Here is an 11,733-nt window from a genome sequence, read left to right on the forward strand (position 1 = left end):
CTAATGGGGATATTTCTTAAAAAATTCGTCAACGGGTCTGCTTGAAACTATGTAATCCCATATTCTGCCGTTTCCGCTGCGGATGTCGTGGAGATCAGTCTCGGTTCTCTCGACTGTATACTCCGCACTGTCTTCATAGTCCACAACTTTGCCGTTTTCAAACACGGGAATGCGGAAAACAATCTTATATGAATCAGCGTCATACAGCAGCATCTTCATCATAACTATCTCGATGAATTTAACCATGGTTTCGCTTAAAGGGTTTTCCCTCATTGACGGAACCGGCTTGCCGCTGCCGTCCACCGCGCAGTAAAGAACATTCACAATCGCAGTGCCGTCCTTCTTCCGTCCCTCAAGAATCTTAAGGTTAGGAACTATGCTCTGCCTTCTGGAAAAAATGGATTCCTTGATCATCTGGTTGAACTGGGCTGCCATGTTCATGATGTCCACCATGAACTTCTTCTCTATATCGCTCTTTGTGATGTGTTCATCCTTGAGCTCATAGCGGAACTCCACCAGCTCCGCACGCACATATGCTTCCCTGCGGTTGTAGAGACGCACCTTGTACCAGTTTCCCTTTTTGGAAAGCACGATTATCTTGCTTCCTTTGGGAAGTTTGGTAATGGCAGGACTGTTGGTGTCGGGTCTCTCCCGTGCCATGACTCCTTCTCCGGCGATGTGTCCCAGCGCCTCAAGAATACCGTCGCGCTCGCTTATATGCACGGGCTCAGCCGCATAGGCATGGGCTGAGCAGAGCGCCAGAAAAAGAGCAAGGGCAAGAGCCCTAAACATTAAACCTGAAGTAGATAATATCGCCGTCCTGAACAATATACTCCTTTCCTTCCAGCCTCATTTTGCCGAGTTCCTTGGCTTTTGCCATGGAGCCTGCGGTTTCAAAATCGCTGTATGAGGTAACTTCCGCGCGAATAAACCCACGCTCTATATCAGAATGGATTTTCCCTGCTGCCTTCTGCGCAGTGGTTCCTCCGGTTACTGTCCACGCACGGACTTCCTTCTCGCCCGCGGTAAAAAAGGTCAAAAGGTCAAGGAGCTTGTAGCCCTGCGCTATCATGGACTGCAAGCCGGAACGGTCAAGCCCCATGCTGGCAAGAAACTCCTTCGCCTCTTCCTCGTCAAGCTCCGCTATCTCGGATTCTATGGAACCGCAAATTTTAACGACAACAGCGTTTTCCTTCGCCGCTATCTCGCGCACCTTTTTGACATGATCATTATCCTCCGCCAATACAGCTTCGTCAACATTAGCGACATACATTACTGGCTTGGAGGTAATGAGAGGGTATTCTTTCAGTGATTCGGTAAGCTCTTCAAATCCTTCCACACTTCTGATCATTCTGCCTTTCTGGACTTCGGCAAGGAGCGCTTCAAGGGCTTCCGCTTTCCTCTTTGTTTCCTTGTCCCCGCCCTTTGCCGCTTTTTTGTTTCTGTCAACGGCACGCTCTATGAGCTCCATATCGCTCAACAGCAGCTCGGTGTTGATAATTTCAATATCCCGCACCGGATCAACGCCGCCTTCGACATGAACAACGTTCGGATCGTCAAAACAGCGCACAACATGCGCCACTGCGTCCACCTGACGGATATGAGTAAGGAACTTGTTGCCGAGACCCTCGCCCTGACTTGCGCCTTTGACGAGACCTGCTATATCTATAAACTCGATGGTGGTTGCCACTGTGGACTGCGGCTTTATCTTTTCCACCAGAAAATCCATTCTCTCATCAGGAACGGGAACTATCCCTCTGTTGGGGTCAATGGTGCAGAAAGGATAGTTTGCGCTTTCCGCTCCTGCTTTAGTGAGTGCGTTGAATATAGTGGACTTGCCGACGTTGGGGAGCCCGACTATTCCGCAGTTGAAACCCATAATAACCTCATATAATCTGCTTGCTTAAAGAACAATTATATTGCTACAAGTTTGAAAAAAAAGCAAAGAAGAGTTTAGGAACAGGTACGTTCCTTATAAAAAAAGGGCAGACTCATGCGAGTCTGCCCTTCCTGATTCTGTTTCAGTCCGCTTATCAGCCCAGAAGAAGGGGTGCGATGATAAGAGAAACGATACTCATAAGTTTTACAAGGATGTTCATAGCGGGACCGCTTGTATCTTTGAAAGGGTCGCCCACTGTATCACCCACGACTGCGGCTTTGTGCTGGTCGGAACCTTTACCCGCACTGCCCCACTCGCCTTTTTCGATAGCTTTTTTAGCGTTGTCCCACGCGCCGCCAGCGTTAGACATAAGCAGAGCAAGAAGAACGCCTGTAACCGTAGCGCCCGCAAGCATACCGCCGAGAGCCTCTTTACCGAGAAGAAAACCCACAACAACGGGAGCGAGAACCGCAACCACGCCGGGGAGAATCATTTCTTTAAGAGCCGCAGCAGTTGATATGTCAACGCATGTTTTGGGGTCGGGTTTCACGCCTTCCCTGCCTTCAAGAAGACCGGGTATTTCTCTGAACTGACGGCGGATTTCATCAACCATCTGTCCGGCTGCCTTGCCCACGGAGGTCATTGTCATAGCCGCAACAAGGAAAGGCAGGAAGCCGCCGATGAAGAGACCGATAACAACTATGGGCTTGGTAATGTCTATGCTTGAGATCCCTGCACTGCTTGCATATGCGGCGAAAAGCGCGAGAGCAGTAAGAGCGGCGGAGCCGATGGCGAAGCCTTTGCCCACTGCCGCGGTGGTGTTGCCGATGGCGTCAAGACTGTCTGTGATTTTTCTCACTTCGGGTCCGAGCTCAGCCATTTCGGAAATACCGCCGGCATTATCGGCGATAGGTCCGTAAGCGTCAACTGTCATAGTAACACCCACTGTAGCAAGCATGCCCACAGCGGCGATACCTATTCCGTAAAGACCCGCTGTTGCGTTTGCGACGAAAATCGCAACGCAGATGAGGATTACGGGGATAACAACAGATTCAAGACCAATGGCAAAACCGTTGATGATGTTTGTTGCCGCGCCTGTTTCAGAAGCCTTGACTATCCTTTTAACAGGAGCTGCGGCTGTATAGTATTCAGTAACAAGACCAATCACGATGCCCGCAAGGGTACCTGCGAGAAGCGCCCAGAACACGCCTGCCTTGATTCCGTACATAGCGATTACAAAGTAAGCTGCTATGAGGAAGAGACCGGCGCCCACGAAGGTTGAATATCTCAGTGCTGACGCGGGAGGAGTGTTTTTGAGGAGCTTCATTGAGAAGACGCCCACAAGGGAAGCGAGAAGACCGATTATAGCAAGACCTATGGGAAGCGCCATCATGTTCATTTTAAACATGTCAAATGCCATTCCGGGCTGGCTTACCTGAAGTATGAGCTCGGGAGAAGCAGTTGCGGCGATGGCGATAGTCGCAATTATGGAACCAACATAAGACTCAAAAATATCCGCGCCCATACCAGCGATGTCGCCCACGTTGTCGCCCACGTTATCTGCGATAACGCCGGGGTTTCTGTGGTCGTCTTCGGGAATGTTGGCTTCAACTTTGCCCACAAGGTCGGCTCCCACGTCTGCCGCTTTTGTATAAATACCGCCGCCCACACGTGCGAAAAGAGCTATTGAGGAAGCGCCCATTGCGAAGCCGTTGATATATTTTGCTGTTTCGGGGTCACCGAAGAAAATGAACAGAACGCCCACGCCTATGAGACCAAGGCTCGCAACAGAGAGTCCCATGACCGCTCCGCCGTTATAGGAAACAGAGAGGGCTGCTGCCATTCCGCCGCTTCTTGCGGCTTCACTTGTTCTTACATTGGCACGTGTTGCTGATTTCATTCCGAAAAAGCCTGCGGCAACGGAGCAAACAGCGCCTCCCAAGAATGCAACAGCGGTGTAGATTCCAAGACTGGATGAGAACAGCATAAGTATAAAAACTATTGCGACAAAGAAAGAAAGAACTTTGTATTCTCTGCCAAGAAACGCCATGGCTCCGTCATGGATCATGTCTGAAATTTCTTTCATTTTCTCATTGCCGGCGGATTTGCTCTTAACAGAGTTGTAAATCACGTACGCGACAATAAGACCCACCACACCCAGAACAGGAGCGAGGTACATCATCATTGACATTTGGTCCTCCTTATTAATTAAATATGTTTAACGGGGGAACAAGTTAATATATTCTCCCTGTTCAAAACCTGCGTTGTCTTAATTAGTATATAAATCCGCACATCCTGTCGGATTTATACACACGCTCGCGGGCGGGTAACCCGCCCTTCGCTTCGCACGGCGCATTCCCATCCATGGAAATGTGTTGCATAACACACTGCCGTGTCAATTAAATATGTTTTCGGCGTGAGCCGATTAACGGCTGTCACCGCTTAAACTTCCGCTGAGTTTCAGTAGTATATAAATCCGCACATCCTGTCGGATTTATACACACGCTCGCGGGCGGGTAACCCGCCCTTCGCTTCGCACGGCGCATTCCCATCCATGGGAATGTGTTGCATAACACACTGCCGTGTCAATTAAATATGTTTTCGGCGTGAGCCGATTAACGGCTGTCTAATCATGATAGTTCGCTGAAACATACTTCCTGTAGTTGCCGCTCACTCGCAGCATGCGAAGCAAAGCTTCTTGCTGCTCTCGCTCGTTTGCGCTCCTCGCATTCGCTGTGGTGCGCACTCCGCGGGTACATCCATGTACCTTAGTCATGATAGTTCGCTGAAACCTACTTCCTGTGGTTTCAACTCCCTCCTTTCTTAAAGGAGGGCGGGGGAGGATTTGAAGCAGGCTAAATCTGCTAAGTCTTATCCTGCCCGTTTTCTCCGTCAAAGACCGACTTGTTGTTATATGTATTCATAGCTGATTTCAGCCCGTTTCTTATGAGTGCTTCCGCTGCGTCAGTGCCCAGTTCAATAAACTTTTCCAGATCAGCGTCGTTCTCGAACTTTCCGAGAACATGCCCCACAGTTCCGCCGCTTCTGCTCTTGCCTATGCCCATTTTCAGCCTGACAAACTTATCTGTGCCTATCAGCTCTGTTACCGACCTTATCCCGTTATGACCGCCGCTTGAGCCGTCCTTTCGGAATTTGATCCTTCCGAACTCCATATCAAGATCATCCTGAATAACTATAAGGTTTTCAGGCTCTATCTTATAAAAGCTCATGAACGGCGCAACGGACTGACCGCTGAGATTCATATAAGTCATGGGTTTGAGGATAAAATGCTTTTCGTCCGTGCGAAATTCGCCCCAGAGCCCCTTAAACCCGTCCTTAAAAGCAGTGCCGAAGCGTCCCGCAAGCCTGTCCGCCACCATAAAGCCCAGATTATGTCTGGTCTTTGCGTACTGCGTGCCCGGGTTGCCGAGACCGACTATGAGCAGATTATTCATGCCCCATTTCAAACAGTGAGCTTATGCTCTCTTTATGCTGGATTCTGTTGATAGCTTTAGCAAATATCCCCGCAACACTGAGAACGACTATTTTGGAATTCTGCTTTTCCTTAACCAGTTCAACAGTATCGGAGATGATCACTTTGTCAAGCACGCTGTTTGTAATCCTCTCCATAGCGGGACCGGAGAGGACTCCGTGAGCTGCGGAGGCTATAACAGATTTCGCTCCGTGCTTCATGACTGCGCCGGCGGCCTGAGTAAGCGTTCCCGCTGTATCTATCATATCATCAATTATTATTACATTTTTGCCTTCAACAGTGCCTATAACGTGCATAGCTTCGGCGGCGTTGGGGGCGCTTCTTCTTTTGTCGATGATCGCAAGAGACGTGCCGAGAAGCTTAGCGTATATTCTCGCTCTCGCCACGCCGCCCGCATCAGGCGAGACAACAACATAGTCCTCACCTTTCATTCCGTTGTCTATCATGTATTTCACTATAACGGGAGATGAGTAGAGGTTGTCCACCGGTATGTCGAAAAACCCCTGAATCTGTCCGGCATGGAGATTCATTGTCATAACTCTGTTTATGCCTGAAGTCTCAATGAGATTAGCGACGAGTTTAGCGGTAATCGGCACTCGGGGTTCTGAGGTTCTGTCCTGACGCGCGTAGCCGAAATAGGGGATAACCGCCGTTATGGTTCCGGCAGATGCCCTTTTGAGTGCATCTGTCATTATCATAAGTTCCATAAGGTGTTTATCTGTGGGTGAGCTGGTCGGCTGAATAACGAAAACGTCTCTTCCTCTGACGCTCTCATTGATTTTTACTCTTATCTCTCCGTCACTGAAAGTGCCTACCGTGGCATCCCCCAGCCTAACGCCGAGTTCCGTGGCTATGCCCTGTGCCAGTGTTCTGTTCGCATTGCCCGAAAACAGAAGAAAATTCATCAGCCTGCTCCTTTTATCCTTGATTTGAATACCGTGTAACCGGCAAATTTTTCTCTGATTATATCACAGGCGGACTCAAGCTGTTCATCTGTTCTGTAGATACCGAAAACAGTGGAGCCGCTGCCGCTCATGAGGGCGCCGTCAGCGCCGGAATCAAGCAGCGCTGTTTTAAGTGTCTGCAAAACAGGGTGCTTTGCGAAAACAGCAGCCTCAAGCCCGTTTTCAAGCATGGCTGTAAGCTCCGCATAGCCCGCGACGATGGGCATTCTAGACAGATCCGCTTTTGACGTCAACTTCAAATTTCCGCACCGGAATATTTCGCCGGTCGGAACATGGATACCCGGATTAACCAGCAAAATAGGCGCTGAAGGGAGCTCCGTCTCGCTGACTATAATCTCGCCCCGCCCTTCGGCGTAGCACGGTCTGTCATGGAGGAAATATACAGTATCCGAGCCGACAGAACCCAGAATATCCGCCATATCCTTATAAGACAGCCCCATATGGGACATACTGTTCACAGTCTTCAGGAAACAGGCTGCGTTGGAGCTTCCGCCCCCCAGTCCGCCCCCTGCGGGAATCTTTTTATTCAGTATTATTCTGTATTCGTTCCTGATGCCGTACCGTTCTGTGAGAATGTTTTTTACTCTGATTATCAGGTTTGAGGAATCAGCCGGAATATCAGGCATATTGCAGATAAGCTCTGTTCTGTCAGCTTCTTCAATCTCTATGGTATCATGCAGTTCTGTCTGAGCGAAAAGGGTCTGGAGATCATGATAACCGTCAGCTCTTTTACCGTTAATATGCAAAAAAATGTTTATCTTGGCGTAACTTCGGGCAATTATCACCGCTGGAGCCCTATCTCAAGCTTTTTTGTACCCTGTGTAAGCTTTATGGACGATACGCCTTCCGTGCTGTATCCGTACTCATAGATCACTTCGTCAAATTTTATCCGTTTTATCAGCATGTCGCTCCCTGCCTCAATCTCGGCGTAGGGTTTGCGGAAAAGGTATCCGTTTTCCGTGAGCGTCATATCATACGATTCATCAGGTAAAGCGTAGGGGAATCTGAGTCCCAGAATCAGTCCGTCCAGCCCCCTGTTTTTCATGAAGAGGCTGATCTTCTCGCTGCTGTCTATCCCTTTTTCGTAGGCTTTAACATCACCGTATCTATAGGTTATATCGTAGATAACCCTCGAAAAAGCGCCGAGAATTTTCATATCGAACTCGTCCGTGCATTTCTTATCCAGCAGCGCCCTGAAGCGGACATCCTCTTCCCTGTCCTGATAAATAACGGAAATACGCCCTTTGTACGCACATGTCTGTTTGTTTTTAAAGCTGATTTCACTGAGAACGGTATTTTTGTCTGTGAGCAGAAAAGGGCGCTTCGGAGCGCAGGACACCCCGAACGCAATTATAAGAACAACAGCGAAAAATAACCTGATTGCGGGACTTAAAAAGAGTCTTCTATTTACCTTTGAGAATATCATCAACCGATTTGTTAATCTCCAGCCTTTCAAGAATAGCCTTCATATGGTCACGGATCTCTTTTTCATCGGGAACTTTACGGAGAGCTCTGATCTGGTAGCCGTAAGCCTCCTCATATTTTTCAAATCTGTAGAGAACCCATGCCATGCTGTCCAGATAGGCGGGATTTTCGGGGTCTTTCGCCAGAGCGCTTTCAATAAGTGTGTAGGCTTCATCAAGCTTGATGCTCAGATCGGCGTAGGTGTAGCCGAGAAAATTCATCAGTGACGGATTCCCCGGATTAAGCTCCAGAGCGTCTTTCAGCACCTCGAAGCATTCATCGTACTTCTTCTGCTTCTCAAGCACCATTGCGAAATCGATCACGAGCTCAACGGAGGAAGGGTTTTCCTCATAGCCTTTTCTCAGAACTTCATAAGCCTTGGAGAGTGTGCCTTTTTCTTTATAGAGCGCGCCTGTGATGCGGTAGTAGTCCACATCCCTCAGGTCTGCGGGGATTTTTGTAATGACTTTTATGCCCTCATCATACTTTTTGTCTTTGAGGCTTATGAAGCCGATGCGCTTCCTCGCCTCCACATAGTCGGGACGTATTGTTATAGCCTTGCGGTAGTTTTTCTCCGCCTCGGCGAATTTGTTTTCCATTTCATGGATAACACCCATGGAGTAGAAAACCTGAACATCGTTCGGGGCAAGCTCCGCCACCTGCCGGAAGTAGGAAAGAGCGTTTTTATAATCGTCCGTGGCGTAGTATATTCCTGCTATCTGCCTGAGAACATAGATCTTTTCTCTCCCCTCAACCTTGGGCAGAATCCGCTTGAAGATCTCAAGCGCCTTTGTGCTGTTGTCGGCACGTTTATAGATTTCCGCAAGTTTAAGGTCGGAGAGCACAAAATCAGGGCGTTTCTCTGAAAGGATCGAAAGATACTTAACAGCTCTTTCGTAATCATCTCTCTCTATAAATATCTCGGCAAGCCTTGCAGCCGCTCCGAGATCTTCGTCAAGCTCATATGCCTTCATGTAGTCATGCTCGGCTTCTGTCAGCATGCCTTTATTTCTGAACAGGTTGCCCCTCTCAACAAGAACCCTTGCGGAAGGCTCGCTTAGTATAATTTCGTCAAGAACCGTCATCAGCTTTTCTTCGTCACCGAGAATTTTATAAATATCCGCCATGAGATACAGGTATTTTACGTCTCTGGCTGATTTCAGGGCATCGGCGGCGAATATCTCCGCCAGACCGGAGTCCCTGTAGTGAAAAAGATAAAGCTGAGCCATGGAGAAGTTGAGCTCCGGATCTTCAGGGAAAACTCCGAGTCCCTCACTAAGTCTGTGCTTGGCTGTTTCGTACATCTGGAGTTTGATGTAGAGTTCGGAAAGCTTCTGGTAGATGTAGGGATCGTTTGCGGATTTCTTTATTGTCTCAAGAAGCGATGTGGCAGTGTCAAGATCGCCGTCATCCGCCGCGTAGAGGGCTTCGATATAAGCAGAGTCCACCTCTGCCTGTTCAAGGGCGGAGGCGGACTGATTTACGAATGTTACTGTCAGTAAGAGAGCCAGCGGAATGAGAAAAAATCTCATCCGAAGTACTTCTCTATGAATGCGGTGGTTATGTCGCCCTTGATGAAAGCGTGATGCTCAAGTATGCGTTCATGCAGGGGGATTGTGCTCTTTATACCGTCTATGACGTACTCGTCCAGAGCCCTTCTCATCCTTGCTATTGCCATTTCCCTTGTTTTACCGAAGGTTATGAGCTTCGCTATCATGGAATCGTAATAAGGGAGGACTGTGTAGCCCTGATAGCAGTTTGAATCCACCCTCACACCGAAGCCGCCGGGGACAATGTAGCCTTCGATCTTGCCCGGGCATGGGCGGAAGGTTTCGGGGTCTTCGGCGTTTATTCTGCACTCTATGGCGTGTCCGATGATTTTTATGTCTTCCTGCTTGATAGTGAGAGGTTCACCCGCTGCGATCCTCAGCTGGAGAACAACAAGGTCATAGCCTGTTATCATCTCCGTTACGGGATGCTCAACCTGAATCCTCGTATTCATCTCCATGAAGTAGAAATTTTCCTTGTCATCCACGAGATACTCTATGGTTCCGGCGTTTTCATAGCCGAGAGACTCAATGGCGGCAACGGATATTTCACCCATCTTATTCCTTGTGGCTTCGCTGATCGCGGAGCTGGGCGCTTCTTCCAGAAGTTTCTGGTGGCGTCTCTGTATGGAGCATTCACGCTCAAAGAAGTGGAGACCTTTCCCTTTGCCGTCACCGAAGACCTGAATCTCGATGTGACGGGGGTTTTCTATGAATTTTTCTATGTAGATTTCGTCCGAGCCGAAAGCATTGAGGCTTTCGGAGCGTGCAAGCTGGAAGCTGTTGAGGAAGCTCATTTCATTGAGCGCAACCCTCATACCCTTTCCGCCGCCGCCCGCTGATGCCTTGATCATCACGGGGAAGCCTATCTCTTTTGCTATTTTAAGCGCCTCATCAGCGGATGCCACTGCACCGTCGCTGCCGGGAACTGTGGGCACGCCGAAGTTTTTCATGACGTCTTTGGCGCGTGACTTGTTGCCCATGAGGTCGATATGTTCCGCCTTGGGACCGATGAATTTGAATCCGCACTCTTCGCAGATTTTGGCGAAGCTGGCATTTTCCGCCATGAAGCCGTAGCCCGGGTGAATTGCGTCCACATTGGCTATTTCGGCGGCGGCGATGATGCTTTTTATGTCGAGATAGCTTTTTGCCGACTGATACGGTCCTATGCAGACTGCCTCATCAGCAAAAGCGACGTGCAGAGATTCCTTGTCCGCCTCGGAGTAAACGGCAACAGTCTTGATGCCCAGCTCCTTGCAGGCGCGCAGAACCCTCAGCGCGATTTCACCTCTGTTAGCTACTAAAACCTTTTCAAACATTCATATCCCCTAGAGAGGCTCTGCGATGAAAATTACTTCGCCGTATTCTACAGGTTTAGCGTTCTGACCGACTTTGCGCACTATTTTGCAGTCGAACTCCGCCTCAATTTCGTTCATGATCTTCATGGCTTCCACTATGCAGAGCGTCTGACCCTTTTTAACAGTGTCGCCTTCTTTGACAAAGGATTCCGCTCCGGGTGACGGAGCCTCGTAGAATGTGCCCACTATGGGTGTTTTTATTTCAACCTGATTGCCTTTAAGACCGGAGTCCTTCACTTCCGCAGTTGGTGCGGCAGCGGGCAGCGCCGCAGGTGCAGCGGGTGCCTGTGCGTATGCGGCGGCGGGAGCTGCGGCGAATACAGGTGCATCGTCCTTTTTAGAGATGTAGATTCTCTCCCCGTTTTCTGTTTCGTATTCAAATTCTTTAATTTCCGACTTGTCGATGAAGCGTATCAGTTCCCTGATGTCTTTAAGTTCCAAAGTCTTCCTCCTATCTGGCAGACCTTACCCTTTCCATGTAAGTGCCTGTCCTTGTATCGATTTTAAGAACATCCCCTTCGTTAATAAAAAGAGGAACCTGAACCACGCCGCCAGTGGATACGGTGGCGGGCTTGGAACCGCCGCTCACAGTATCGCCCTTGAGACCGGGGTCAGTCTGTGCGACGGGAAGTTCCACGAAGTTGGGGAGCTGCACTCCTGTGGGTTTCTGATTGAAAAGGAGCACGTAAACATTAAGGTTTTCGGGCATAAAATCCGCAAGCTCACCCACATCGGTTTCAGGGATGTAAACCTGCTCGTATGTTTCGTTATCCATAAAGACGTACGAGTCACCGTCTTTATAGAGGTACTGCATCTCTTTTTCCTCGAAGTCCGGCTGTTTGATTTTTTCGTCAGACTTGTAGGTTCTTTCTATAACGTTGCCCGAGAGAAGGCTTTTTATCTTGGTGCGGACGTTGGCTCCGCCTCTGCCCATCTTTATATGAAGATATTCGACGATGGAGTAAGGTTCACCGTCAACTTCTATTTTTGCGCCTTTTTTAAACTGGTTCGGGGTTATCATCGGACC

The 11,733-nt window shown here is 49.1% G+C and carries 11 protein-coding genes; all 11 read right to left on the bottom strand.

Translation table 11 applies throughout. From position 1 onward, the window contains the following. On the bottom strand, nt 1–792 hold the full coding sequence (locus tag EP073_RS12870) for an SH3 domain-containing protein (RefSeq protein WP_128467570.1): 792 nt from the start codon (nt 790–792) through the stop codon (nt 1–3). Beyond that, entirely contained in the window at nt 785–1,879 is a 1,095-nt protein-coding gene (gene ychF / locus EP073_RS12875; RefSeq protein WP_128467571.1) for a redox-regulated ATPase YchF, read from the bottom strand. Before ychF ends, EP073_RS12870 begins: the two co-directional genes overlap by 8 nt. 154 nt (nt 1,880–2,033) lie before the next feature. After that, complete coding sequence (locus tag EP073_RS12880) at nt 2,034–4,070, bottom strand: sodium-translocating pyrophosphatase (RefSeq protein ID WP_128467572.1); 2,037 nt, start codon at nt 4,068–4,070, stop codon at nt 2,034–2,036. A gap of 673 nt (nt 4,071–4,743) precedes the next feature. Further along, entirely contained in the window at nt 4,744–5,334 is a 591-nt protein-coding gene (pth, locus tag EP073_RS12885; RefSeq protein WP_128467573.1) for an aminoacyl-tRNA hydrolase, read from the bottom strand. Continuing rightward, nucleotides 5,327–6,277 (bottom strand): ribose-phosphate pyrophosphokinase, encoded by a 951-nt coding sequence (locus EP073_RS12890; RefSeq protein ID WP_128467574.1) that lies wholly within the window; start codon nt 6,275–6,277, stop codon nt 5,327–5,329. The genes pth and EP073_RS12890 overlap by 8 nt, the downstream gene beginning before the upstream one ends. Then, nucleotides 6,277–7,122 (bottom strand): 4-(cytidine 5'-diphospho)-2-C-methyl-D-erythritol kinase, encoded by an 846-nt coding sequence (gene ispE, locus EP073_RS12895; protein WP_128467575.1) that lies wholly within the window; start codon nt 7,120–7,122, stop codon nt 6,277–6,279. The genes EP073_RS12890 and ispE overlap by 1 nt, the downstream gene beginning before the upstream one ends. Then, nucleotides 7,119–7,766, bottom strand: coding sequence for a hypothetical protein (locus EP073_RS12900; protein WP_128467576.1), 648 nt, complete (start codon nt 7,764–7,766; stop codon nt 7,119–7,121). The genes ispE and EP073_RS12900 overlap by 4 nt, the downstream gene beginning before the upstream one ends. Further along, nucleotides 7,741–9,333, bottom strand: a complete 1,593-nt coding sequence (locus tag EP073_RS12905) for a tetratricopeptide repeat protein (RefSeq protein ID WP_128467577.1) — start codon at nt 9,331–9,333, stop codon at nt 7,741–7,743. Before EP073_RS12905 ends, EP073_RS12900 begins: the two co-directional genes overlap by 26 nt. Continuing rightward, nucleotides 9,330–10,667: an acetyl-CoA carboxylase biotin carboxylase subunit gene (accC, locus tag EP073_RS12910; protein WP_128467578.1), complete on the bottom strand. Its 1,338-nt coding sequence runs from the start codon at nt 10,665–10,667 to the stop codon at nt 9,330–9,332. Before accC ends, EP073_RS12905 begins: the two co-directional genes overlap by 4 nt. 9 nt (nt 10,668–10,676) lie before the next feature. Then, nucleotides 10,677–11,147, bottom strand: coding sequence for an acetyl-CoA carboxylase biotin carboxyl carrier protein (gene accB / locus EP073_RS12915; protein ID WP_128467579.1), 471 nt, complete (start codon nt 11,145–11,147; stop codon nt 10,677–10,679). 10 nt (nt 11,148–11,157) lie between these two features. Beyond that, entirely contained in the window at nt 11,158–11,727 is a 570-nt protein-coding gene (efp, locus tag EP073_RS12920; protein WP_128467580.1) for an elongation factor P, read from the bottom strand. Between the last annotated feature and the right edge of the window lie 6 nt (nt 11,728–11,733).

This window comes from Geovibrio thiophilus (assembly GCF_004087915.1).
Classification (GTDB): Bacteria; Chrysiogenota; Deferribacteres; order Deferribacterales; family Geovibrionaceae; genus Geovibrio; species Geovibrio thiophilus.

What these genes read in the sequence shown, in the direction of transcription:
- EP073_RS12870 (WP_128467570.1), bottom strand. Translation starts at nt 792, where the DNA reads ATGTTTAGGGCTCTTGCCCTTGCTCTTTTTCTGGCGCTCTGCTCAGCC.
- ychF (WP_128467571.1), bottom strand. Translation starts at nt 1,879, where the DNA reads ATGGGTTTCAACTGCGGAATAGTCGGGCTCCCCAACGTCGGCAAGTCC.
- EP073_RS12880 (WP_128467572.1), bottom strand. Translation starts at nt 4,070, where the DNA reads ATGTCAATGATGATGTACCTCGCTCCTGTTCTGGGTGTGGTGGGTCTT.
- pth (WP_128467573.1), bottom strand. Translation starts at nt 5,334, where the DNA reads ATGAATAATCTGCTCATAGTCGGTCTCGGCAACCCGGGCACGCAGTAC.
- EP073_RS12890 (WP_128467574.1), bottom strand. Translation starts at nt 6,277, where the DNA reads ATGAATTTTCTTCTGTTTTCGGGCAATGCGAACAGAACACTGGCACAG.
- EP073_RS12905 (WP_128467577.1), bottom strand. Translation starts at nt 9,333, where the DNA reads ATGAGATTTTTTCTCATTCCGCTGGCTCTCTTACTGACAGTAACATTC.
- accC (WP_128467578.1), bottom strand. Translation starts at nt 10,667, where the DNA reads ATGTTTGAAAAGGTTTTAGTAGCTAACAGAGGTGAAATCGCGCTGAGG.
- efp (WP_128467580.1), bottom strand. Translation starts at nt 11,727, where the DNA reads ATGATAACCCCGAACCAGTTTAAAAAAGGCGCAAAAATAGAAGTTGAC.